Origin of the sequence: Allomuricauda ruestringensis DSM 13258, from assembly GCF_000224085.1 — a bacterium.
Taxonomy (GTDB): domain Bacteria; phylum Bacteroidota; class Bacteroidia; order Flavobacteriales; family Flavobacteriaceae; genus Flagellimonas; species Flagellimonas ruestringensis.
Map to the genome: position 1 here is coordinate 3,782,066 of NC_015945.1, position 25,948 is coordinate 3,808,013.

23 protein-coding genes are annotated in these 25,948 nt (G+C 39.3%); 19 read left to right on the forward strand and 4 right to left on the reverse strand.

What is annotated here, in order from left to right:
• Positions 1-199: 199 nt before the first annotated feature.
• From MURRU_RS16925 to MURRU_RS16970, 11 genes are all read left to right on the forward strand, one after another.
• Positions 200-1,243 (forward strand): glutaminyl-peptide cyclotransferase, encoded by a 1,044-nt coding sequence (locus tag MURRU_RS16925; protein ID WP_014034704.1) that lies wholly within the window; start codon positions 200-202, stop codon positions 1,241-1,243.
• The gene (locus MURRU_RS16930) at positions 1,243-1,632 is read left to right on the forward strand and encodes an acyl-CoA thioesterase (protein ID WP_014034705.1); all 390 of its coding nucleotides are present in this window, start codon (positions 1,243-1,245) and stop codon (positions 1,630-1,632) included. The genes MURRU_RS16925 and MURRU_RS16930 overlap by 1 nt, the downstream gene beginning before the upstream one ends.
• Before the next feature lie 369 nt (positions 1,633-2,001).
• On the forward strand, positions 2,002-3,252 hold the full coding sequence (locus MURRU_RS16935) for a peptidase associated/transthyretin-like domain-containing protein (RefSeq protein WP_014034707.1): 1,251 nt from the start codon (positions 2,002-2,004) through the stop codon (positions 3,250-3,252).
• A gap of 48 nt (positions 3,253-3,300) precedes the next feature.
• Positions 3,301-5,238, forward strand: a complete 1,938-nt coding sequence (locus MURRU_RS16940) for a prenyltransferase/squalene oxidase repeat-containing protein (RefSeq protein ID WP_014034708.1) — start codon at positions 3,301-3,303, stop codon at positions 5,236-5,238.
• A 1-nt stretch (position 5,239) separates the two neighbouring features.
• Positions 5,240-6,421: a zinc metalloprotease gene (locus MURRU_RS17510; protein ID WP_014034709.1), complete on the forward strand. Its 1,182-nt coding sequence runs from the start codon at positions 5,240-5,242 to the stop codon at positions 6,419-6,421.
• Positions 6,393-7,160, forward strand: a complete 768-nt coding sequence (locus MURRU_RS16950; RefSeq protein ID WP_014034710.1) for a carboxypeptidase-like regulatory domain-containing protein — start codon at positions 6,393-6,395, stop codon at positions 7,158-7,160. Before MURRU_RS17510 ends, MURRU_RS16950 begins: the two co-directional genes overlap by 29 nt.
• Positions 7,161-7,674: 514 nt before the next feature.
• Complete coding sequence (locus MURRU_RS16955) at positions 7,675-8,409, forward strand: LytR/AlgR family response regulator transcription factor (RefSeq protein WP_014034711.1); 735 nt, start codon at positions 7,675-7,677, stop codon at positions 8,407-8,409.
• A gap of 138 nt (positions 8,410-8,547) precedes the next feature.
• On the forward strand, positions 8,548-8,721 hold the full coding sequence (locus MURRU_RS18005; RefSeq protein ID WP_014034712.1) for a hypothetical protein: 174 nt from the start codon (positions 8,548-8,550) through the stop codon (positions 8,719-8,721).
• 360 nt (positions 8,722-9,081) lie between these two features.
• The gene (locus tag MURRU_RS16960; protein WP_014034713.1) at positions 9,082-11,142 is read left to right on the forward strand and encodes an ATP-binding protein; all 2,061 of its coding nucleotides are present in this window, start codon (positions 9,082-9,084) and stop codon (positions 11,140-11,142) included.
• A 28-nt stretch (positions 11,143-11,170) separates the two neighbouring features.
• Positions 11,171-11,839, forward strand: a complete 669-nt coding sequence (locus tag MURRU_RS16965; protein ID WP_014034714.1) for a response regulator transcription factor — start codon at positions 11,171-11,173, stop codon at positions 11,837-11,839.
• Between the two features lie 175 nt (positions 11,840-12,014).
• Positions 12,015-12,683 (forward strand): hypothetical protein, encoded by a 669-nt coding sequence (locus tag MURRU_RS16970; RefSeq protein WP_014034715.1) that lies wholly within the window; start codon positions 12,015-12,017, stop codon positions 12,681-12,683.
• 16 nt (positions 12,684-12,699) lie between these two features.
• On the opposite strand, the gene glyA is transcribed toward MURRU_RS16970, so the two are convergent.
• The gene (glyA, locus tag MURRU_RS16975) at positions 12,700-13,974 is read right to left on the reverse strand and encodes a serine hydroxymethyltransferase (protein WP_014034716.1); all 1,275 of its coding nucleotides are present in this window, start codon (positions 13,972-13,974) and stop codon (positions 12,700-12,702) included.
• Positions 13,975-14,228: 254 nt separating this feature from the next.
• Between glyA and MURRU_RS16980 the strand changes: the two genes are divergently transcribed.
• Positions 14,229-15,413, forward strand: a complete 1,185-nt coding sequence (locus MURRU_RS16980) for a hypothetical protein (RefSeq protein ID WP_014034717.1) — start codon at positions 14,229-14,231, stop codon at positions 15,411-15,413.
• An 81-nt stretch (positions 15,414-15,494) separates the two neighbouring features.
• Here the strand turns inward: MURRU_RS16980 and ytxJ are convergent, their stop codons facing one another.
• The gene (gene ytxJ / locus MURRU_RS16985; protein WP_014034718.1) at positions 15,495-15,884 is read right to left on the reverse strand and encodes a bacillithiol system redox-active protein YtxJ; all 390 of its coding nucleotides are present in this window, start codon (positions 15,882-15,884) and stop codon (positions 15,495-15,497) included.
• A gap of 142 nt (positions 15,885-16,026) precedes the next feature.
• On the opposite strand from ytxJ, the gene clpB reads away from it, so the two are divergent.
• The 6 genes from clpB (at position 16,027) to MURRU_RS17015 (ending at position 23,060) form a co-directional block, all read left to right on the forward strand.
• Positions 16,027-18,627, forward strand: a complete 2,601-nt coding sequence (gene clpB / locus MURRU_RS16990) for an ATP-dependent chaperone ClpB (protein ID WP_014034719.1) — start codon at positions 16,027-16,029, stop codon at positions 18,625-18,627.
• Between the two features lie 294 nt (positions 18,628-18,921).
• A complete protein-coding gene (locus MURRU_RS16995; protein ID WP_014034720.1) occupies positions 18,922-20,235 on the forward strand; it encodes a gluconate:H+ symporter in 1,314 nt (437 codons plus the stop codon).
• Positions 20,236-20,246: 11 nt separating this feature from the next.
• On the forward strand, positions 20,247-20,714 hold the full coding sequence (locus MURRU_RS17000; protein WP_014034721.1) for a RidA family protein: 468 nt from the start codon (positions 20,247-20,249) through the stop codon (positions 20,712-20,714).
• Positions 20,715-20,723: 9 nt separating this feature from the next.
• Positions 20,724-21,788: a dipeptidase gene (locus MURRU_RS17005; RefSeq protein ID WP_014034722.1), complete on the forward strand. Its 1,065-nt coding sequence runs from the start codon at positions 20,724-20,726 to the stop codon at positions 21,786-21,788.
• 172 nt (positions 21,789-21,960) lie between these two features.
• The gene (locus tag MURRU_RS17010; protein WP_014034723.1) at positions 21,961-22,575 is read left to right on the forward strand and encodes a TetR/AcrR family transcriptional regulator; all 615 of its coding nucleotides are present in this window, start codon (positions 21,961-21,963) and stop codon (positions 22,573-22,575) included.
• Between the two features lie 47 nt (positions 22,576-22,622).
• A complete protein-coding gene (locus MURRU_RS17015) occupies positions 22,623-23,060 on the forward strand; it encodes an acyl-CoA thioesterase (protein WP_014034724.1) in 438 nt (145 codons plus the stop codon).
• A 143-nt stretch (positions 23,061-23,203) separates the two neighbouring features.
• Here the strand turns inward: MURRU_RS17015 and MURRU_RS17020 are convergent, their stop codons facing one another.
• The gene (locus MURRU_RS17020; RefSeq protein WP_014034725.1) at positions 23,204-24,607 is read right to left on the reverse strand and encodes a PorP/SprF family type IX secretion system membrane protein; all 1,404 of its coding nucleotides are present in this window, start codon (positions 24,605-24,607) and stop codon (positions 23,204-23,206) included.
• A gap of 72 nt (positions 24,608-24,679) precedes the next feature.
• Here MURRU_RS17020 and MURRU_RS17025 point away from each other — a divergent pair, with 72 nt between their 5' ends.
• A complete protein-coding gene (locus MURRU_RS17025; RefSeq protein WP_014034726.1) occupies positions 24,680-25,204 on the forward strand; it encodes a SixA phosphatase family protein in 525 nt (174 codons plus the stop codon).
• On the opposite strand, the gene MURRU_RS17030 is transcribed toward MURRU_RS17025, so the two are convergent.
• Entirely contained in the window at positions 25,201-25,944 is a 744-nt protein-coding gene (locus MURRU_RS17030; RefSeq protein WP_041802174.1) for a DUF6503 family protein, read from the reverse strand. The two genes, MURRU_RS17025 and MURRU_RS17030, sit on opposite strands and share 4 nt — an antisense overlap.
• Positions 25,945-25,948 lie beyond the last annotated feature (4 nt).

The window sequence follows — 25,948 nt, forward strand, 5'->3', positions numbered from 1 at the left end:
GGGTAAGGGGGGATTTTTAGGCCGCTGACTTATGACTTCAAGACTTAAGACGTATGACTTATATGTTTTGTAACACACAAAACATCAATATATTATCTAGGCTCAGTCATATATCTTATGTCCTACAGTCCTATGTCAAAAATATTTTGGACATTATCAGTTTTAGGATTAACAACTTATGATACAAGCAATAAGAACAATGGGCAAACTTTTTTCTATAACCGGGGTATTGCTCTTCTTTTTGGGCTGCGGTGGCAATGCCGATCCTGCCAAGCATTTTTCCATTCAGTTGGAAAACAAAAATATACAGCAAAACCAGCAAGTGGGTGTGACACTGAAGAACAAAAAGGACATTGAAATTTCCGATCTTCGTTATTATATGGACGGGAAAGAATTACTCGTTGAAAACGGAAAACTGACCTTGGATCTACCAACTTTGGGAAACAAAACCTTGGTGGCCAAATTCAATATTGAAGAACAAGCCGTAGAAGTTGAAAAAAAACTAAGATTACTGGCTGCCGCTGCCCCAGAAGTATATACCTACGAAATCATAAACAGTTATCCGCACGATACGGGGGCTTACACACAAGGACTGGAGTTTTACAAGGGAACACTTTATGAAAGCACTGGTAAACGAGGCGCTTCAACAGTGAGGAAAGTAAATTTTGAAACTGGGGAGGTGGTTACCAATATTCCCATGGACGATTCCGTATTTGGAGAAGGCATCACTATAATGAACGATAAATTGTACCAACTTACTTGGCAAAGTGGCATGGGGTATGTGTACGATATCTCCAACTTGGAAAAGATAAAAAACTTTACCTATGGTAAAAGTCGTGAAGGTTGGGGGCTCTGTAACGATGGCAAAAAAATATTTAAAAGCGATGGTACTGAAAAAATATGGTTCCTAGATCCAGAGACCTTGGAAGAACAAGGCCATATTGAAATCGTGACCAACAAATCCATATTTAACAGCGCCAACGAACTGGAATATGTAGCTGGTAAAATCTATGCCAATGTGTACCAAAAAGAAAGTATGATGATCATTGATGCCACTTCCGGTGCCATAGAAGGGGTCATTAATTTTGGTGGCCTTAAAAACAAAGTAAGCAAGGGACCTGAATGGGACGAAGGAAATTCCGTGCTAAACGGTGTAGCTTATCACCCAGAAAGAGAAACCTTTTTTGTTACCGGCAAAAACTGGGACAAGCTTTTTGAGGTGAAAATCCGTAAAAAGGACTAATGAAAAACTACTCCGAAGTTTTTGATGTAGTCCCAGATGATTTGGACGACCTAAACCATGTAAACAATATTAGGTATGTGGAGTGGATTCAGGATATTTCCAAAAAGCACTGGATGCAGGTTGCTCCCAAAGACATTCAAAAATCCATGATATGGGTGGTTCGGCACCACAGCATTACCTACCACAAATCTGCCGTATTGGGCAATACCATTAAAATAAGAACCTATATTAAAAGCAACAAAGGGCCCATTTCTACCCGTGTGGTAGAAATTAAGAACGATAATACCGATGAGCTATTGGTTAAATCGGTTACCGAGTGGTGCTTGTTGGATGCAAAGACTTTCCGCCCCAAAAGGGTTCCTGGGGAAATAAAGGTGTTATTTGAATAATTCAAAATAAACTACATCCATTACTTGTTTTAAAAAAAATTATTAACTTCAGGACATTGAAAAAGTAAAAATCGTGGACTTTTATCTTACCTCAACCTCATAGTCGGTTTTTATTTTTCAATATTCTCAACCTCAACATAATTTAATATAGCCTAGTTTGATTTATCTCAGAGAGGAAACCTATGCTCAAAATTTTAAAAGAAGGCAATTATTAACCTAAATCTTTTATCTATGTCTAAATCAGATGAATTTAAAGTTGAGGAACTTGAACAGCGCCTTGAGATGGCAAAATGGTCGAACACCTCAAAAGCCGCATGCACTAGTGGTGATTGTAGAGGATACATCGGTTTTAAAGTTTCAATTTAATCGATGGTTTTATTCAACAATGGGGTCATTGACCCCATTGTTGCCATAACAAAGATCAATTATTCTGTAGGTATGTTGTCAAAAAAAATATTCATTTATCCCCTGCTATTATCAGTTTGGACATTGTCTTCACAAGTTTTGGTTGATTCAGTTTCAAAGGCTCCAGTACCTTATGTTGAAATTTTCAACAATAGTAAAATAGGTACCATATCCGATGAACAAGGAAGGTTTTCTTTGGAAATGTTCAATCCAACAGATAGTGTTTTCTTCAAACATCTAACATACTTAAACATTGAAGGTACGGCCAATGAGTTTTATCCAAAAGACACCATATTTATGGGTCCCCAAGCAATAGAGTTAAATGAGGTTTTCATAAATAGCTTCAATGCTCGAGATAGTGTAAAAAAAGCAGTATTACTGGCAAAAAAAAACCATCTTACAAGCACATACAAAACTATGGGCTTTTATAGAGAATATGTCAAAGAGGAAGGTGATGGAGTTTTTCTTGCAGAAGCCTCTTATGTCGGAAGTGTTGAAAATTCAAAAAAGGGAATTGACTATCAGATTAAAATTTTAGAAGGCAAAAAAACTGAAAACCTTTCCACTCTTGGAATCAACCTAGAGGGCGGCCCACAAAGACTGTTTGAAATGGGTGATATAATAGCTCAGGAAAACCTACTTTTTGACAAATCCAAAATCGATGAGTTTCAGTTTAATCTCGTTGCTATTAAAAATAAAGATGGTGACAAGATATATGAAATCAACTTTGAACCAATAACCAATAATTTGGAAAATAATCTTATGGGCACCATATTCTTGGAAGCGGGCAATCTATCATTCGTTGAATTTTGTGCAAAACGAGACCCTGTTAAATTGAGGCAATTAGGGAAAATAGTAGAGGCTCGAACTAAAGATAAAAAGTCTCCCGCTCCAAATTTCAATTTAGTTCAATCGGAATTGATGCTCCGTTTTAGGAAAGAAAGCGGTAAGCAAATTCTAAGTTTTATAAAAATATTCAATCAACTTATGGTTCCCCAAAAGAGCAAATATTTTTTAATAGACATTAATGCCGCCACCTTAATAACTTCAATAAGTACCAATAAAAAACAAATCAAAACAAATTATAATCCTGAGCAATCATTTGGATATGAACTTGACAAAGTGCCTCAAGGAGTTTCTTGGAGACCTGACTACACCATATATTTTGGGGAAACCGAAAAAAAAATTCTGAATGATATTACTAGAAAAAAATAATTCAATCTCAAAAACCCAATCCAATGATATGAAAAAATGAATTGAGAAATGCTAAAACAGACCTACTTATTGCAGGATGATTCGGCCTTAAAGGACAAAATTTTTCAAAAAACAAAGCTTCGTCTTTCATCCGCAGCCCTTCCTGCAAAAATTATTGATGCTATCGTAAGCATGGGATTTGTCCTAGAAAACCCCGATTATTATATTTCTTACCCTTACCTGTTCAAAGATGCTTTTGCAGTGGATGATGAAACTCTGGACTTGCTTTCCGTGGCCGGTTTTCTTTACTACCGATCAACGATGGCCATTGACGGTGTATTTGATAATAAAAACAGTGATGGCTCTTTTGACCAATACATCATTGCGAATATCTGTCAAGAGCAGACTATAGCAATTCTATCAAGGATTTTGGGCGGCAACAAAGTATTTTGGCAATCATGGACCAGACGGAAACTGGAATATATTAAAGCATACCAAATTGATTTTAATCCAAATAATGAAATAAAAACCTTCGATGAATTTTTACAACTGGCTGATTTAAAATCAGCTATAGGCAAGATTAGCTTGGATGCCCTCAACATCCTGTCCACACCAAAAACAGATAGAATTGTTTATCAAAACCTTCTTGATTCACACCGTTATTTTTATGGAGCCTTTCAAATTTTGGACGATCTCTATGATTTTGAGGAGGACACCATTTCTGGACAGGCCAATGTGGCAAGAACAATCTTGTTTAGAGAATATCCCAATAGCATAAAATATCCATTAAAGGAACAAAAGGAATGCATCTACACAAAAGGAATTGCCGATTTGTTGTATGACAAAGCATTGGGGTTTATCGACAAATCTCTTGTTGGTATAGAAAAATACAATGTTCCCAGATGGAAATCAGAAATCCAATCACTGCATAATACAATTGTTATACATAGGTCCAACGTTTTTGGTTACTTATTTCACTCCAAAAAGAAACAAATCAATGATTACGACAAGAAAGAATTCACCAGTCAAAAGGACAGTATACAAAGTGCAAAACTCTACCTTGAAAGAAGCTTTGTAAATGATAATGGTTGGAAGGATTACTTAAATGGAGCGGGAGTTAGTGATGTTTGGGTGTCTTACTTTGTTCGTTTCTTTTACCATGAAGCATTTCCCGATGACAGAATCCTTGAAAATGGAGACCCTCATTTGTCACTAAAGTCCGAATCGGGGAAAAGACCTTTATTGGGATATAATAAATATTGGATTCCAGATGCTGACACAACTTCATTCTATATCCTCTCAAGGTATATTCATGATGGGGTAATTGAAAATGAAGTTTTAGAGGAGTGGCTTGGATACCAAAACAGAGATGGTGGATTTAGAACCTACAATAACGATGAGCAGCTTTATGCATCCCTTAACGACAAATCAGCTTCAGATGTTTCAGGTTGGCTCAGTTCCCATTTTTGTGTCAGTGCAGTTGCATTTTATGCCATGTGCCGATTGAACCTTGAAATAGAGCGAAAATCAGCTTTAAGAGGATATTTATTGAATAGTATAACAAATGGATATTATCAATCTTATTGGTGGTGCTCTCCGGTTTATGGCCTTTCATTTATAGTTCTATCCTGTTCTGTTGAAAATGACAAACCCTTGTTGGAATACTCCGTTGATCTTATTAAGGATGAATTTCAAAAAAATCCGGACCTGAAAGAGAATTCTTTTTTTTCCGGCCTTGTACTTTATGCACTTTCCAAAACCCCGAAAAAAGCGAAAATGGCCAAAGACCTGTGCATTATGCTCAAAGAACAATTGATTAACAGTCAAAAAAAGAATGGTTCTTGGGGTCCAAATTTAAGCCTAAGGATTCCTAGTCCCTCAATTATAAATACAACTGAAGTTAATAATTGGTCAACAGGGACAATAGGAACTAACATTATACTAGAAGACTTCAACTGCCTTTTTTCAACTGCTGTTTCAATGGCGGCATTGGAGAGCACGATATAAAATGAATAAAAAAGCAGACAAAATACCACTTAAATCATCTTGTATCTCAATATGTGAAATAGGAGATAAATTTTTGCTCCACGAAACTAATCATGGCCATCGCATTAGGGTCAATCAAACTGTAATCAGACTATTGGAACTTGTGGACGGGAAGTCCAATATAGACTACATAAGAGAGCAAATGAGCTCTTACGGTTCTTTTTCCAATGATGAAATTCATAACCTTTTATATCATACTTTGGGCAAGTTTGGCTTTATTGTTAATGGGAATGTTGAGGTCATTAAAATCAATAAGCCAGAATACCTTAAATTGAGCCTAACTTTGCTCAGTGAAGAAAAAGTATCTTTTATAGCAAGATATTTAAAATGGCTTTTTTCAAAGAATTCTTTTTTTACTGTTTTTTTTCTTTTATTTCTCACTTTGCTATATGTTCAATACAATTATTTTGATAGGGCATTATATTTTTTAGAAACCATGACGATGAAAGAATGGTTAGGAATAATTTTGTTTGCAGGTGCAAGCCTTTTTTTCCATGAGTTTGGACATGCCTCTTCTTGCAAGGCATTTGGAGCAAAACCTGGCGGGATAGGTTTTGGTTTTTACCTATTGAGTCCTGTAATGTATGCTGACGTATCTGATATATGGAGATTACCTGTTAAAGAAAGAATAATAGTGAATCTATCTGGTATTTACATGGAAATGCTATTGAGCGTTCTATTGTTTGGAGTATATATACTTACCAAAGACCTATGGTTTTTGGTGTTAACCTCTTTCTGTTTTTTATCACTTTTTGCTAATCTTAATCCATTTTTAAAATATGATGGTTATTGGGTTCTTTCGGACTTAACTGGATGTCACAACTTAAGAAAACAATCAAACTTTCACCTTAACAGTTTATTGAAAAGTCGTGGCAAAATGGAAAAAAACAACATTTTACTAGCCCTATATGCCGCCATTGCCAATATAATGATAGTTACCTTTATTATTATTGTTTTAATTACCGATTCAACTGGACTTATCGATTTTCCGAAAAATTTGTTTCAGACCGTGACCTCATTATTCGGTACAGAAAAACAGTTTTTCATTAAGGACATTTATCCTCTCTTGGTACCTACAATTTTTTATTTCATCTTAATCAAATTGTTGTTTGTGAATGTCAAGAAATTTTTTAGAAAAGTATAACAATAGTGGTGTTGCAAAATATATTCAAAGTAGTGTTCATCGCTTTGGATGGAATAGAATGTTTTTTCTATGTTTTGTCCTGTTTGCCAACTGTATTGCTGCACAAAAAAATGAAGTGTTACATGGTAAGATAACTAACAATGAAGCCCATGGTATCCATATTCTGAACGCAACCCAGAATGTAGGCACTATTACCGATGACTCAGGAAACTTTTCCATTTCTGCCAAAAAACACGATACGATAATTTTCTCGGCCATAAACCTTGAACCGTTGAAATTGATTGTTACCGATAGGGTTTTGGAAATCGAACTGAACATTACATTAGATCAAAAGGTTATTGAATTGGATGGCGTCACCCTTAATCCATATGGACTGACAGGTTCTCTTTCCAAGGATGTTTTGAACATCCCAAACCCCATAACAGCAGAATCCCTCAACCTTCCCAACTCCTCCACCCCTATCATAACATCTAATCAAAGAAAATTATACGAGGCTGATAGCGGTAATTTTATAGAGTTATATGGTAGTTTTCCGGAAGCTGGCATTGCTATCAATCTACATAAAATTTTAAATAGAGTGTCGGGAAGAACAAATAAAATCAAGAGAATAATCAATTATGAAAAAGGAGAAGAAATTATAAATCAGCTTAATACAAAATTCAAGCATCTTTATCCAAATCTAACTGAATCCGAAACCTATAATTTGGCTTTGATAGAGTTTTATAAAAAATACGATTAGAAGGATGGTATAGGTTGATTCATCCCCATACTACCCAACAGACTAAAAAAACCTACCGGCGTAATCCTAAAGATCAAACAAAATCAAAGTTTTGAAAAGCTGTTTTATTCATTTTTAATAAAAAAGCTGTGCATTTCATCGAATTTTAAACGAATATTTGAAAAAGCACCAACCAAAATTTTGATGCCCACGCAACAAATCGTAATATAGTACATAACCAAAACGCAAACTAAACCTATTTGTTCAACCAATTAAATGCAAAACACCCCCTTTTTACATTTTATATTTCCCTTGATTTGATTCTATAGAAAACAGTTCTTTTTTCGCAGTTGAATATGATGTGGAACAAGCACGCTAAACTTTCAAATTTGGTGTTGTTATCCGTGTTTTAACGATTTTTTATAAGGAATTGTAGGAAAAAAGCCCATTTTAGGGAGAAACCCATAGTTTTTTTAAGGGAAAACTGCAATGAGTTTTTTTTCTACGTTAGTAACTTGCAGTCAGCATTTTGCACATGGAATACACCTATAACATAATCGACTCGGATGCCTCCTCAAAGCTTCAGTTGCAGCTTTATTTGGAAGAGTATGAAGACTTGGTTTGTGCCAGGGTGGAAACCAATGCATCGGCAGGGCTCAATTCCATTTTAAAATACAATCCAGACCTTGTACTTGTCAATCTTGGGGAAGGTGGTATGGATTACTTTCAAATGGTTACGGAACTGAACCAGTACATGCAAAGCCTTCCTATTATAATAGGATATGCCAAATCAAAAAAATATGCCTACAACGCCATTAAATGTGGTTTTTTTGATTATTGGATCCTGCCCCACAACGAGTTCGATATACGCAAAACAATGCTGCGCTTAAGAAAACTGCACCCAAAACAGGAAACTCCGTCCACGATTTGCTTAAAATCTTACAAGGATTACCGGTATTTGGACACCAAAAACATTCTATACCTAAAATCTGATAATAACACCACGGATTTCTTTATGAAAGATGGCAGTGTGATAAGCGCCTTTAAAACCTTAAAATCTTTTGAAGATAAACTCCCCAAGGACTTTATCCGCGTGCACCAGAGTTACATTCTCAATAGCCGCTATGTATCGCGAATCAATTATGGAAAATCCATTTGCAGTTTAAATTATGGGCGAGAGGAAGAGCTTCCTTTCTCCAAAACCTATAAAGATAAGATAGACAGCTTAAAGGAAATGCTCTCCAAAACGGCCACAAAGGCCCTTAATTAGCAAAATTCTTGCAGATCATACAAGAATACTAGCAGATTACACAAGAATACTATCCCCTTACCAAAAATACCCGAGCCACTAAAAATGCCACATACTTTAGCGGTACAAACTTAACATTCATACCTAAAACCTAACATTATGAAAAAAGTATTTAGCATTTTAGCCATGGCATTATTAACAGTTGGTTTCTACTCTTGTGAAACCGAAACCGACGTACAGGAAACCGAAGCGTTGTTCGAGCAACTAACGGTAGACCAGAACGCTACGGATGACGATGAGATGGAGACAGATGGTAGAGGAGATAATGAATAATTAACCATATATTCTTGAGCAGCATAACCAATTTAATTCGAAATATTTTTTTATCGCTGATTTTGTTAGGGATGTTCTTTTATCAAAAAGATGAACCACTAATCAACGATAACACCACCAAATGGAACCAAATCGACTTTTTGAAGAATCATCAAAAAAGATTACTTAAGCACCGAATAAACATTGGTTTTTCAAAACAAAGTGCAATCAGGCTTCAACAAAGTACCAATGATGGCCGCCAACCCTAGTTTGGAAATAAAAATATAACTCAGCCCCAAACCTTGACGGATTTGGGGCTTTTTTGTTACCTTGGATTTATAATTGAACCAAATCAGCTTGAAAAACGGAGCCTTCATACTAATGCTAATACTTTTTTGGGGATGCGCCAGACAAAAACCTAAAGAGAAAGTAACTTCCAGCCCACAGATAGACTCTATTCAAGAACTGTTGTCTATCGCCAAAACAGCCAAAGAACTATCATTGGAAGATCGCAAAGCGTATGTAAAAGAAGCCGAATCCAAGGCCATGGAGTTATCTAAGGACAGTGTTCAACTGGAACAGCTATCCAAGATTTCCCTAGTGTATATGAGACTTAAAGACTCGCTTGGTTTTAGAAAGTCGAACGCGCAACTTTTAAAATTATCCGAAGAAGCCGGTGCAGACAAAACATTGGGGTACTCCTATTGGGACCTAGCAGGTTTTTTACAATCCTACGGCGTTATGGACAGTGCTTTTTATCACTATAAAAATGCATTAAATAGCTTTGAGCAATTACCCGTGGATTCTACCTCGCAATCGCTTAGAGGTCGAATGCTATATGGTATGGCACGGGTTCAAGATTCCTATAAAGATTATTTGGGAGGGGAAATCAGTGCTACCGCTGCCATTAAAATATTTGATGAATTAGAAGATGAATACAGGCTATATAATGCTTATAATGTCTTAGGTGTTCTGGCCAATGGTTTAGGGGATTCCGATAAATCCCTCAAATCTTACGAAAAAGCAAGGGAATATCTTGATAAATCAGATATTGCCAATAAAAGAAACCTACTTTGGAAAAACCAAAATAATATTGCTAGTGTTTATTTGAACGCAGGGGATTTTGTAAAAGCTAAAGAGGCCTATAAAGAATTACTTTCCGATAAAGATTTAAAAGAGGAACTGCCCGGCACATACGAAAAAGCACTGGGTAGCTTGGCATATCTCATTCTTAAAGTTGATAAGGATGAAGAACTGGCCGAGGAACTTTTAAATGAAGCTTTTGCCATTAATTCTGCAACCAAAGACTTATACGACAGGGCCCGACTCAACTACTTTTATGCCGAAATCTTGGCCGCCAAAGGAGATAGTGCACAAGCCATAGCGCAAGCCAAGGAATCCTATGTCGTTGCCAAGGAAACCTATAACAACGACCGTTCGTTGGATGCATTGCGGTTGTTGACCAAGTTGGACACGGCCAATGCCAACTCTTACGCGGAAGAATATTACCAACTCAACGAAACCATTAAAGTTGAGGAACGTACCAAAAGGGACAAGTTTGCCCGAATCCGAATGGAAACGGATAATATTATTGAGGAAAACCAAATCCTTACCAAGGAAAAACAAATTTGGGTGGGAGCTTCCCTACTGCTCGTTTTGTTCGGGACAACCGCTATGATCATTGTTTCGCTCTATGTAAGCAACAGTCAGCTAAAATTTAAACAGAAACAGCAAGAAAGCAACCAGGAAATCTACAACTTAATGCTTTCGCAACAAGGAAAACTGGAAGAAGGAAAACAATTGGAGCAAAAACGTATTTCCGAAGAACTGCACGATGGTATTTTGGGTGAAATGCTCGGGATCCGTTTAATATTGAGCGGCCTAAACGAGCGCGAAGATCAAGCTTCCATTGAGCAACGTGCAGCCCTTATCGAGAAGCTACGAGAGTTGGAAGAAGAAATACGGACCATTTCCCACGAGCTGAACCACGCTTCGTATGAAAAATTTCATAATTTTATCGTGTCGCTGGAAGATATGATCCAGGGCATCGAAAAATCTTCTGGCATTTCGTGTTCCTTTACCTATAACGACAAGGTTCCTTGGGACAATTTGTTGGGAGACATCAAGATCAATGCTTACAGGATTATACAAGAATCGCTCAAAAACTGTGTTAAACACGCAAAATGTCAACATGTGTCCATTTCGTTTCAAGCCATGGACAATCAATTAAAACTCGTTATTACAGATGACGGCGTTGGGTTTGACATCAACAGAAAAAAGAAAGGAATTGGCCTTAGGAACATTATTTCAAGAACAAAAAAGATACAAGGAGTCCTGGATATTGACAGTGAATCCGGAAAAGGCACTACCATTAAGGTAACCATCCCTGTTAAATACGTGGAATTGCAAATTCCCGAGAAAACAAATGCATTAAACGCTTAAATCCCCCAAATAAAGCAATAAACCTACCATGAAAACACTGAGAATATTAGCCATAGATGATCATGAAATGACCATGCTCGGGTATAAGTTTATACTCGAAGGCATAGAGTTTGAAGGCCATAATATTATTGTGGATACCGCTACATCTTACCAAACAGGTAAAAAACTTATTGAGGACTCTGTAAATACGTTCCAGTATGATATTTTGTTCTTGGATGTACAATTGTTTGCACCAAACGAGGAACAACCCTACACAGGGGAGGACTTGGGCATCTTGGCCCGGAAAATTGTTCCTGAAAGCAAGATTGTGTTCATGTCGTCTTTCAGTGATAATTTTAGGATCAACAGTATACTAAAATCCGTTGACCCGGATGGGTATTTGGTAAAAACGGACATAGACCCCAAGACCCTCGAAGATGCGGTGAAGACCATTATGCTAGACCCTCCCTATTATTCATCCAAAGCACTTGGTGCCATTAGAAAAAAAATGGCCAACGACCTCGAAATTGATGAAAAAGACAAACAGATACTTTACCACCTTTCCAAAGGAACCAAGAACAAAGACCTGGAGAAATTCATCAGGCTCTCCCCCTCCTCCATTGAAAATAGAAAACGGCATTTAAAAACCTTGTTCGGCACTGAGAACGAAAATGATATGGCCCTAATATTGGCTGCCAAAAACAGAGGCTTGATTTAAAAAAATTGACAATTGTCATATAACGAACAGTATATTTGTGGCTTGATTAAACCTAAAAAATCGTAAAAATCTTACAAACAAAAGGAAAACCCCAGAATTTTTAAGGATTATCTGCAATCCTATAAAAAAGATTCATCCTAACTTTATGTTGAAAGAAAATTAGAATTCTATCAGCATGGCTTTCCCCAATAAAAACAATGGTAAAAACAACCATCTAGGCCCAAAAGTTTTTCAGGCCACAGAAGGTTTAGATGACTTTATAAAGGATCTGGAAAGATACTTTTTTGCAACTGCGAAGCTTAAATGCAAGCAAGATGTTTTGAACAACCGTCTGGATTTGGTGGTGGAACTACATTTTAATTTTAGTATTTCTGATTGTCTTCGCCATTTTAATAACGGTGATTGGAGCGGTTACACTATTACCGAAGAAAGTAAATCCGATATGTGCATGACAATGGCAAATGCATTGAAAAAATTAAACGAAAAAAGCACCTATCCCGCCGATATTATGGAAACATCCCTTCATTTTACAGATACTTCCATTGTCATATCCAGACTCTATCCAAATAGCATTCCAGAACATTTGGGGAAAATAATATCAATGATCAATCAACACTTTATATATTTCACCAAAGGGTTGACTGAGATGCCCTATGAAATTTTTGTTCCGATTTTTGAAGATAATACTTCCATACTTTCCAAACAACCAAGCACAAGCAATAAATGTGGATATTATAACTATTGGGGGCTATACTTTTTTGATAAAGGACAAGAACACGAAGCCTTAATATACTCCCTTAGAAAAAAGAAATTTTACGAAGAGAATATTTTCCTCTTTGAGTAGAATCCACTAGCAAATACTAAACACTGAACAAAGGTCGCGATTTCATTAAATCGTTGACCTTTTGTTTTATACCAGCTATTTTTTTCTCGTTTTCGGCATCGGTGATAATTTCATCGATAAACCCAACAATGGTCTCCATATCTTCTTCCTTGAGGCCTCTAGTAGTGATAGCGGATGTGCCAAAACGCACTCCAGATGTTATAAACGGCGATTTATCATCAAACGGAACCATGTTTTTGTTGGCCGTAATATCTGCCTTGACCAACACTTGTTCGGCTTCCTTGCCCGAAATATTCTTGTTTCTAAGGTCAATCAACATCATGTGATTGTCCGTTCCACCGGAAATTACTTTGTAATCCTTGTCCATAAAGGCTTTGGCCATGGCAGCGGCATTTTTCTTAACCTGAACCATATAGTGTAAATATTCATCGGTAAGTGCTTCTCCAAAAGCAATGGCTTTCGCGGCTATAATATGTTCCAAAGGTCCGCCTTGGTTTCCTGGGAATACCGCCAAATCCAACAAACCGGACATTTTTCTTAGGTTTCCGTTCTTTAGTTTGATACCAAACGGATTTTCGAAGTTCTCGCCCATTAAAATTAGGCCTCCACGGGGGCCACGCAAGGTTTTGTGCGTAGTGGTGGTAACAATATGGCAATGTGGAATGGGGTCGTTCAAGATTCCCTTGGCAATCAATCCGGCAGGGTGTGAAATATCGGCCAAAAGCAAAGCCCCAACACTATCCGCAATTTCTCGGAAACGCTTAAAATCCATATCCCTGGAATAAGCGGATGCCCCAGCAATAATCAATTTGGGCTTTTCCTTATCTGCAATCTCTTGAATTTTATCATAGTTCAACAAACCCGTTTCCTCGTCCACGCCATAAAAAACAGGGTTGTATAATTTTCCGGAAAAATTGACAGGGGAACCATGGGTAAGGTGACCTCCGTGCGACAAATCAAAACCTAAAATGGTATCTCCCGGGTTTAGGCAGGCATGATAAACCGATGCATTGGCCTGTGAACCCGAGTGCGGCTGAACGTTGGCATAAACAGCCCCGAACAATTCCTTGGCGCGGTCAATGGCCAATTGCTCTACTTGGTCCACCACTTCACAACCACCATAATAGCGCTTCCCAGGGTATCCTTCGGCATATTTGTTCGTAAGTACGGAGCCAGCGGCTTCCATTACCTGTGGACTTACAAAGTTTTCAGAAGCTATCAGTTCAATACCTTCCAACTGTCTGTCCTTCTCTTGCGCTATCAGTTCAAAAATCTTGTGGTCTCGTTGCATGTTGCCCATTGTTTAATTAAGGGCGTAAAATTACGAATTGAAAGGGGATTTTCATTCATAAAAAAACAATTGGAACTTAATTTTATTAAACGACAATTAACAATTTTTAAAACAATCCATTCCCCCTACTACTATTGGTTTTTCAAGCTTTTTAGCCAAAATATACTACCGTCCACGCTTTTTCGTTTAAAGATTAAGGATTTTTGGCACAGCTATTGAATTCCCAAAAATACCAATCCATAAAGTTGACCAGTATGAAAAGATTTATACTCTTAACCGCAATTATTGTTTTAAGCGCCTGTAGCGGCGTAAAGAAAACCCAAGAGGCCCTGAACACGGGCAATTATACCGCGGCAATGAACAAGGCCATTAAAAACCTGACCGAAAACAAGACCAAAAAGGGCCATCAGGAATACATTGTTTTACTTGAAGAGGCTTTTGCCAAGAATACGGCAAGAGAGCAACAGGAAATTGCTTTTCTTCAGAACGATGGCAACCCTGCCAATTTGGAAACCATCTACAACAAATATTTACAGTTGAAGCAAATTCAACAACGTATTCGACCTTTATTGCCTTTGTACATTAATGATGAAGGCAGAAATGCGGAGTTCAACTTTGTGAACTACGACAATCAAATTTTAAATACCAAGGACGATCTTGCCGAGCACTTGTATCAAAATGCTACGAACCTATTGGAATCGGCCAAATACAAAGCGGATTACAGGGCCGCCTACGAGGATTTAAAATATTTGGAGGAAATAAATCCGGGCTATCGCGAAACAGCTGCCAAAATGGATGAAGCCTATAACAAAGGGTTGGAATTCGTAAGAGTCGAAATTGCAAACCAAACAGAACAGATTATCCCAGAGCGTTTGGAATCGGAACTTTTGGATTTTAATGCTTTCGGAATCGATAACTTCTGGTTGCAGTACCACACCAATCCGCTTTCCAATGTCAAATATGATTACGCCATGAACTTGGATTTTATGGAAATCAATGTCTCCCCAGAACGAATCAACGAAACACAGGTAATCAAGGAAAAACAAATTAAAGATGGATGGGAATATCTATTGGATCGTGACGGCAACGTGGTAAAAGATAGTTTGGGCAACAAGATAAAAGTGGACAAAATGCGGACCGTTACTTGTAAATTGTTCCAGTTTACCCAAACCAAGAGCGCACAAATTGGGGCCAAAGTAAGTTTCACAGACTTGAGGAACGGGCAGGAAATCAATTCCTATCCCCTATCCAGCGAATTTATATTTGAGCATATTTTTGCCAATTACCAAGGGGATAAAAGAGCTTTGGAAGATGATTTAATGTTGTACCTCAATGCTCGGGAAGTTCCTTTCCCATCCAACGAGCAAATGGTCTATGATGCAGGTGAAGTCCTTAAATTGCGTCTCAAGAGCATCGTCTCCAAATATCAGTTCAACTAAAAATAATGTCACATCGAGCGCAGTCGAGATGCTTTAAGTTCTCGACTGTGCCCGAAATGACATAAACTTCTTTGTTTTTATTTATAGGTACTGTGTAAAATCCGTATCCGCAATGGCACCGTGCGAAGTGTGAAAAACAACCTCGCCATTTTTTAACACCAATAATTGGGGAGACTCGTGCCGAACACCAAACTTATCTTCGATTGCATTGGATACATCCCTGTGATGCTGAATCGTCAAAAAATAAAGGTCAATATCCAAGTCTGTGTCATATCCCTCCGTAAACATATTCAACACCATTCTGCTGATGCCGCACGTACTGGAGTGTTTGTAAATCACTTGCGTTTTACTTTTTGAGTTTTCCGCAATCGCTTCCAACTGATCCATAGATTCCAATTGAATCCATGGCAATTCCTTCTTTTCCTTTACGGTTTTATCCTTCTTCCCGAAGACACTGTCAAATATTCCCATGTTGCAAATTTACAGCTTAAGTCGTAAGCAAACAAAAAGCTTATAACTGACGAAATGTCCTGTGTTTGTTGAATTCACAAGACATTTTGACGGTGTGGGTGCATTGGTAAGATTGTTGACATACTAGAGGAAAACGATAACTATGAACTTTAATAATTTTACAATAAAATCACAAGAAGCCATTCAAAGGGCCCAGCAATTGGCCCAAGAATTTGGGCATCAACAAATCGAAAACGAACATTTGTTCAAGGCCATTGCCGAGGTCGATGAAAACGTGCTCCCCTTCATTTTGAAAAAACTGAATGTCAACACCAACCTCATCAATCAAATATTGGACAAGGAACTCCAAAGCTTTTCAAAAGTAACAGGAGGAGACATTATGCTTTCCAGAGAGGCTGGAAAAACGGTGAACGAAGCCAATATCATCGCCAAAAGCCTTGGGGATGAATACGTTTCCGTTGAGCACTTGTTATTGGCCATTTTCAAGTCCAAAAGTAAAATCGCTCAAATACTAAAAGATCAGGGCGTAACCGAAAAAGATTTGAAAGCAGCCATTCAAGAACTGCGCAAAGGGGGCAAAGTCACTTCGCAAAGTGCCGAGGAAACCTATAACTCGCTGGACAAATACGCAAACAACCTCAACCAAATGGCCGATAGCGGTAAATTGGATCCTGTAATCGGTAGGGACGAGGAAATCCGTAGGGTTTTGCAGATTTTGTCCAGACGTACCAAGAACAACCCGATGCTTGTGGGTGAACCCGGAGTGGGTAAAACCGCCATTGCCGAAGGTTTGGCACACCGAATCATTCAAGGAGACATACCCGAAAACCTTAAGGACAAGGTCATCTATTCTTTGGATATGGGAGCGCTCATTGCTGGAGCCAAATACAAAGGTGAGTTTGAGGAGCGTTTAAAAGCTGTGATCAAAGAGGTAACTTCATCAGACGGGAACATTGTGCTCTTTATTGATGAAATCCACACTTTGGTAGGTGCAGGTGGCGGACAAGGCGCCATGGATGCCGCAAACATCCTAAAACCTGCCTTGGCCCGTGGTGAACTTAGAGCTATCGGAGCAACTACATTGGACGAGTACCAAAAGTATTTCGAAAAAGACAAGGCCTTGGAGCGTAGGTTCCAAAAGGTCATAGTGGACGAACCCGATACCGAGAGCGCCATTTCCATCCTAAGGGGTATTAAGGAAAAATATGAGGCACACCATAAGGTTCGCATTAAGGATGATGCCGTAATTGGGGCCGTAGAGCTATCCCAACGCTACATCACCAACAGATTTTTGCCCGATAAAGCCATTGACCTTATGGACGAAGCAGCTTCCAAACTTCGAATGGAAATCAACTCCAAACCTGAAGAATTGGATGTACTCGACCGTAAAATAATGCAGTTGGAGATTGAATTGGAGGCCATCAAAAGGGAAAACGACACTTCCAAGTTGAAAACGTTGAATTTGGATTTGGCCAACCTTAAAGAAGAACGAAATGAAATCTTTGCCAAATGGGAAAGTGAGAAAACCGTGGTGGACAACATCCAAAAAACCAAAGAGGATATTGAAAACTACAAAGTAGAAGCCGAACGTGCCGAACGAAACGGGGATTACGGAAAGGTAGCGGAATTGCGCTACGGTAAAATAAAAGAGTCCCAAGAAAGATTGGAAAAACTGCAAGATGAACTTGCTGAACAGCAAACCGCGGGCACTTTGATAAAAGAAGAAGTGACCTATGAGGATATTGCCGAGGTTGTGGCCAAATGGACAGGAATTCCCGTGAACAAGATGATGCAGAGTGAACGCGAAAAATTATTGCAACTGGAAGACGTGCTGCACAAACGCGTGGTAGGCCAAGATGAGGCCATAATCGCCGTTTCCGATGCTATCCGAAGGAGTAGAGCGGGCTTGCAGGACGCCAAGAAACCTATCGGTTCGTTCCTGTTCCTAGGTACTACAGGAGTTGGTAAAACCGAGTTGGCCAAAACCTTGGCCGCCTATCTGTTCGATGATGAAAATTCCATCACACGGATAGATATGAGCGAATACCAAGAACGTCACTCCGTGAGCCGTTTGGTAGGTGCGCCTCCAGGATATGTGGGTTATGATGAAGGCGGACAGTTGACCGAAGCGGTGCGTAGGAAGCCCTATTCTGTCATCTTGTTGGATGAGATTGAAAAAGCACATCCGGATACCTTCAACATTCTATTGCAAGTGTTGGACGAAGGTAGGCTGACCGACAACAAAGGTCGTGTGGCGGATTTCAAAAACTCCATCATTATTATGACCAGTAATATGGGCAGCCACATTATTCAAGAGAAGTTTGAAGATGCCGTAGACTTGGAAAGCGCTTCGGAGTCAGCACGGATAGAAGTTTTGGGATTGCTGCGTAAGACCATCAGACCCGAATTCTTGAACCGTATTGACGATATCATTATGTTTACTCCGTTGAGCAAATCGGACATCAAAGATATTGTAGGACTTCAATTGGACAACTTAAAGAAAATGTTGACCAAGCAAAACATCACCTTGGATGCCACCGAAGAGGCAATAGACTATTTGGCAACAAAAGGTTTTGATCCACAATATGGTGCCCGACCTGTAAAAAGATTAATTCAGAAAGAGGTTTTGAACAACCTTTCCAAAGAGTTGCTCTCAGGAAAAATAACTGCTGATAGCATCGTACTCTTAGACTCTTTTGATGATCAATTGGTATTTAGAAATCAAGATGAACTTGTAGAGTAAGTTCTCAAAATAAATTTCAGTCAGGAAAACCTCTCCCATAGCTTTTTGGGAGAGGTTTTTTTATGAAAAATTCGTCATTTCGAGTGGTTTTTTGAACTGCAAGTCAAAAAAATGTATCGAGAAAAGAATTTTTTAAAGTATCAACCTCGCTCTCGATACTTCTCCTTCTGAAAAAACACGAACTGACGGTTTTTTTATTTCTTTCACAATCTTAAACCATATCCTTAGAAATTCGCAATAATCAATGCCTGTAATATATAAATCCTTATTTTAGCCCAAAACCATATCCTAAATATGCCACTAATCATTGCCGTTCTAGGTATTTTTCTGCTTTTCTTACTCATCGCAAAATTTAAACTCAACGCCTTCCTATCCTTCATTATCGTATGCCTCTTTGTAGGTATTTTTCAAGGAATGGAACTGGAAAGTTTAGTGAACTCCATTCAACGAGGTATCGGGAATACCTTAGGTTTTCTGGTTCTAATTCTGGGACTGGGTGCTATGTTGGGGAAATTGGTCGCCGATAGTGGCGCCGCACAACAAATCACCACCCAACTTGTAGCCAAGTTTGGAGTAAAGCACGTACAATGGGCAATGGTGGTTACGGGATTTATCGTGGGAATACCGATGTTCTATTCCGTAGGCTTCGTTATTTTAATTCCTTTGGTTTTTACCATAGCATTTTCCACGGGACTGCCCTTACTCTACGTAGGATTGCCAATGCTGACTTCTTTATCGGTCACACATGGGTACCTTCCTCCCCACCCTGCTCCTACGGCCATCGCAGCCATGTTTAATGCGGATATTGGAAAAACATTATTGTACGGACTTATCGTAGCTGTTCCCGCTATCATCGTGGCAGGTCCTTTATTTGCCCGTACCATTAAAAATATAGAAGCCAAACCCCTAAAGGAATTTTACAATGCCGAACCTATACCAGAAGAGGAACTCCCATCCACAGCAGTAAGTATTTTAACTGCGCTCTCCCCTATTATTTTTATTGGGATAGGCATCGCAGCAGAACAATTCTTGGAAGAAGGCTTGTTGCAGAACATACTAGTCTTTATTGGTAATCCAGTAATTGCTTTGCTGCTATCCGTGCTCATTGCCATCTATTCTCTGGGATTGGCCAAGGGCAAGGAAATGGGTGATTTAATGAATTCGCTTTCCACCTCGGTTTCCAGTATTACGATGATTCTATTGATTATTGCAGGGGCCGGAGCTTTAAAAGAAGTTTTGATAGATAGTCAAGTGAGCGATTATATCGCCAATAGTTTAAAAGGTTCGAGTGTTTCACCATTAGTGCTTGCTTGGCTCATAGCCACCGCCATTCGTGTAAGTGTAGGGTCCGCCACCGTAGCAGGGCTCACTGCAGCGGGTATTGTACTACCTTTGGCTTCGGGCACAGGTACAAGCCCAGAATTAATGGTACTGGCCATTGGTTCCGGAAGTTTGATGCTCTCCCATGTCAACGATACAGGTTTTTGGATGTTCAAGGAATATTTTAACCTGTCCGTCAAAGAAACGCTCTCCACTTGGACCGTCATGGAAACCTTGGTTGGTATTATGGGACTCTTGGGCGTTTTGGCAATCAACAGTATAATCTAACGATACAATTTATGGAAAAATCACCATCGCAACGTTTGGAGGCGTTAAACCTCCAATTACCTCCTGCCCCACCACCTGCAGGAGTTTATCGACCTGTTTTAGTGGTAGGCAACTTTTTATATGTGTCAGGTCAAGGCCCTGTTAATCTCGATGGCTCTCTGATGACCGGTAGAGCCGGCGATGACCTCGATGAAGAACAGGCAAAATTGGCAGCCAGACAAGTCGGTTTGACCATGTTGTCCACCATTACCACTCACTTTGGCAGTTTGGACAAAATCAAAAGAATGGTGAAAGTATTGGGAATGGTAAATTGCACTCCAGATTTTGGCAAGCACCCCTATGTGATCAATGGTTTTAGTGAATTAATGGCGGATGTCTTTGGACAAGAAAACGGTATCGGGGCACGGAGTGCCGTAGGTATGATGCTCCCCAACAATATTGCCGTAGAAATTGAAGCTATTTTTGAACTTCACCCATAAAGACAGCATATGTTCGTATTTGATGCGCATCTAGACCTTGCCATGAATGCCTTGGAATGGAACCGCGACCTTACCCTGCCCGTTTCGGAAATAAGGGAACGTGAACAAGGAATGATCGATAAACCCGACCGTGGCAAGAACACCGTTTCCCTTCCGGCTATGCGAGAAGGCAATATAGGCCTTTGCATGGCCACACAAATTGCTCGTTTCGTAAAAAAAGGAAGTCCAATCCCTGGTTGGAATTCACAGCATCAAGCTTGGGCACAGACCCAAGGGCAATTGGCGTGGTACAAAACCATGGAAAAGGCCGGTGAGATGGTTCAAATCAAGGACAAGGAAGGTTTGGAGAAACATCTCAAACTTTGGAACAGCGATGAACCCAAAAAGCCCATTGGATACATTTTAAGTTTAGAAGGTGCCGATTCCATTGTGGACTTGAGCTACTTGGAACAATCTTACGAATCCGGGCTCAGGGCTATTGGTCCCGCTCATTATGGGCCGGGAATTTACGCCCATGGAACGGATTCCGTTGGCGGCATTGGGCAAAAGGGTCGTGAGTTGCTCAAAAAAGTGGAGGAACTCAACCTAATTTTGGATGCCACCCACTTATGCGATAAGAGCTTTTGGGAAACTATGGATGTGTACAACGGTCCCGTTTGGGCGAGCCACAACAATTGCAGAGCATTGGTGGACCACAACCGCCAGTTTTCCGATGAGCAAATCAAGGAACTTATCCACAGAAAGGCTGTAATCGGTGTTGCTTTGGATGCCTGGATGATGGTTCCCAATTGGATTCGGGGAAAATCAACCCCAAAAGAAATGAATGTAACCCTGGAGATTGCGGTGGACAATATTGACCATATCTGTCAATTGGCAGGCAACACCAATCACGTTGGTATTGGAACCGATTTGGACGGTGCTTTTGGGAAAGAACAGAGTCCATGGGATTTGGAAACTATCGCAGACCTTCAAAAAATTCCAAATCTTTTGAGAAAAAGAGGCTATAGTAATTCGGATATTGAGAAAATCATGAATCAAAATTTCATCAATTTTTTAAGAAAAGTTTGGTCCTAATTGTTGAATTGAATCAGACGCCTTATGAACAAGTGGGAAAAATACCTTTCCCAAGCCTAAAATTTCACTCCAGAGAGCAAGGAACATGTTAAAATAGGGGCTTTTACCCAGTTAAATACCAAACAGTATTTGATTTTTTATATCTTAGATTCGACCAACAGTAACCCACAAGATGACCAAGAAAGCAGAAAAAACCACCGCTTACATTATTGAGACCGTGGCCCCCATTTTTAACAAGCACGGCTATATTGGTACAAGTATGAGCGACCTTACCGAGGCCACAGGCCTTACCAAAGGTGCGATTTACGGGAATTTTGAAAATAAAGAAGCCTTGGCCCTTTCGGCATTTGAGCACAATCGAAACGTATTGCTTGAAACCATTGATAACAAGCTGGAAATCGGTGTAAAAGCATTTGATAAATTGTTTTGCTTATTGAGTTTTTACAAACAATACGATATGTTTACACTTCCCTTGGGTGGATGCCCCATATTAAATGTTGGGGTAGATGCGCAAGCCAACAATAAACTTCTATCGGCAGCCGTAAAGGAAACCGTCAAAGAAATTGAAGGTAAAATTGCCCTTGTTTTGGAAAATGGAGCCAATAAAGAAGAAATCCGTTTGCCTGTGCCTCCCTTACAATTTGCCAAACAACTGTTCACTATGATTCAAGGAGCGGTAGCGATGAGCACTATTACTCAGGACCGAAAATATTTGGTCAACACCATCACCTACTTGGAGTATTTGGTGAAGCAGGAGCTGAAGAAAAAAGCTAACTTAGATTTTTAATCCATAGTTTTTTTAGAGAATGATGTAAACAAGCTAAAGAATATTAAATGATAGATAATAATTCCAATAGCTATGCGACACTTGAACTTCCTGTACAATGGAGTGACATGGATGCTGCACAACACGTAAACAATACGGTATATCTACGGTGGATAGAATCCGCACGCATACAGATGTTTCGAAAAATGCAGGAAGGTAAGTTAGAGTTTGGGAAAGTTATCCCAATCCTGGCTTGGCAAGACTGTAAATATATTTTTCCGGTTACCTTTCCCGATCAGGTTGTTATTACTTTAGACGTAATAGAATTGCTGGAAGATAGGGTTCTTTGCGAGGGGAAAATCCATAGCAAAAAGCATGAGCGAATTGTAGCCATATCCAAAACGTTGTTAGTTGCTTTTGATAGAGAAGAATCAAAAAAACAACAATTGCCTCAAAAATGGAGAAAATCGTTCACTGACTTTTATGGAGACTCTATTTTGAAATAAACTTAAAGTTTAATTAAATAAAGGATGTAATTCTTTTTTGAGTATAGTTGTCATTCCGACAGAGCGAAGCGACGAGGAATCTCCTATCCTTGAATCTGGGAAGAGATTTCTCACTATGTTCGAAATGACACGATACCTTAAAATCAATTTCCCTTCACACGGAATATCCAAGTTTTATCCTCGTATTTTCCAAAAAACTTACTATCCCGGGCCTTTCTTGCCTCTTCCATGGTGTTGTAGCGCTCCAAATACACGTAATTGTATTTATTGAAGCTCCTGTAAAAAGACTTTGGTTCCAGTCCTTTTTCTCTGAGGGTCTTCATAAAATTATTGAAGTACTTTTTAGTTCCGTACACATTGGCAATCAAATAGAAACCGGGCTCTAGACCGTCCTCGCTTTCTACCTCTTCATATCTTTCGTTGGGTAGCACGGCTACTTTTTGGTTCTGTAGGCTAGCGATACTGTCTTTTACGCGTTGTAATTCCAGTTGTTCGTTAATTCGCTGTACTTCGGCCAAAGAATCCCTTTCACGTTGCAATTGTCTTCTTGCTTCGAGTTCTCTTTGTTCTTGCTCCCTGCGCTGTTGTTCGATTTCTTCTTCCCTTCGATTTAGCTCGGGCAGTACTTTTTCTTTTGATTTTGTTTTCCCAAAGTGATAGGAAGCAATAATTTCGATAGTGGCATCTTCTTCACTCAATGCGCTATCCGTGCCAAATTCCATAAGTCCACCAACTGAAAATGCATTGGAAATTGTAATGCCCAATCCACCAGAAGGTCCATAAAAACTATTATATCCGCCTTGAACCCAAAACTTTGACGTCGAGAACAATCCGTTCAACCCAAATTGGGTATCACCGTTGGGAACTGATTTAAGGTAAAGCACAGGACGAACGTAGCTGCTACCGAGGCTTTGGGACAACATTAAGGGAAAATCATTACTAAGGGTTCCAGTAACGCTTTGAAAGCTCTCTATACTTTCTCTATTATTTCCAGAAACGTTAAAACCAATGGCATTCTCAAAAGCCAATCCTACACTAAATTGGTTGACCGACAAACGTAATCCAGGTGAAAATCGAACTTTAAAACCTTCCAAATCTTCCAAAGCTACGGGGTCTACCTCATCTCCTTGAACAAATTGTTCATCCGCAACGGTCTGTTGAAAAGCAAATGTATTGAGTCCTGCCATTAAGCTCACCCCCTCATCCAATTCAAAAGTCTGGGCAAAATTCAAATTACCTCCCGTGTAGAGAAATAACCCTGTATTGTGTTGCAAAAAGCCGACCGAGGCAACCGAAGCTGTATTTAATTGATGCGTGTAATTGGCAAAAATGGATGTTGGGTCACCATCTATACTTTGCCATTGCCAACGGGTCCAAACGGAAAGGGAATTGGGGTTGTTCCAATCCAGCGCATAAGTTGGATTGAACAAACTGGCATTGAATTGCGTCAAAGAATGTTGCCTAAAATCTGATGGCAACGCAGATTCCTGCCCCCAACTTAGGGTGCAAATTACCATTGTAAACAAACAAACCAGAAACCTTGGCATACGAGAAAATGGAAATTAAACGTTACTTTTAAAACTGATTAACAAAAATACACGGGAACTTTGAATAGAACTATGCGAACCATCAAACCTCTAATCGCCCTTGCAATTATACTCGTTGGATGTATTGGCTGCAAAAAAGATACGAAAATTGGGGAAGACCCCGTTATTTCCACCTTCTATTTTATTCGCCATGCCGAAAAAGACAGAACCGACCCAGAAAATCCAGACCCGGAACTTAACCAAAATGGATTGGACAGGGCAATTCGATGGGCAGAGGTGTTCGACCCCATTCCTTTGGATATGGTTTATTCCACGAATTATGAGCGCACTCAAATGACAGCTGCCCCAACATCTATAAAAAAAGACATCGACATAAAATATTATGATCCAAACGCTTTGGATATTGAAGAGTTTAAACTTGCAAACGAGGGTAAAAATGTGCTAGTGGTAGGCCATAGCAACACAACCCCCATGCTCGTAAACAAAATAATAAGCTTAGAAAAATACGACCAGATGGACGATACGGATAACAGCAGCCTCTTTATTGTTCGGATTATTGATGGAGTGCCCACTGATATCCGTCTAAAAATGGACTAGTTTTTCTCGACAGAAATGTTTTTGAGTTCTATTTTTGATAATAGTTCCAACCCGCCCTCGTTGTATTGCTGACCGATTTCCAAAATTCCTGAGGAATCATTTTTAGGTTTGTAGTTTTCATAATCCACAAAACGGATACCTTTTACGTAACGCTCATTATAGGCTTTCCTGAAACGTTGCCCTCCCCCATCCGCATGAAAGTCATAAGCTAAGTAAGTGGGTTTAAAAGTCTTCAAATCAAACCAATACAAGTAAGTATCTTCAAAGTCATCGCCCCCGCCCTGTTGGTCAAAAGTGACTTTTACTTTGTAATATTCCTTGTCTTCAATAGTTTCTTTGCCCAAAAGCTCTTTGTTAACGGCAGCATCATTTAACCCATAGGGCAATCGCACAAAATAGTGTACGGAATTTATGGAGTTGGCGTATTTCACCGCCATGGTATCGTGGACCATGACCAAAGAATCGTTCATATAACGCTCAAAGTCATCACCGCGCTTGATATCTATAATGGTTGTGGAGTCCAAATCGGATATTCTTTTAAAAACACGTTGACCATCAATACTTTCTGAAACATAGGTCTTGTCCCGGAAATCAAAAGTTACTTTGTGATCGTCGAACAACTTTCCTCCACTATCGGCAATGGAATTGTCAATAATTGCTTGGGCCGTCAAGGCTTTCTTTGGTTCTTGTTTGCATCCAATGGCTAAAACAAGCATTAGGGGGATTAAAATTTTTTTCATGAGT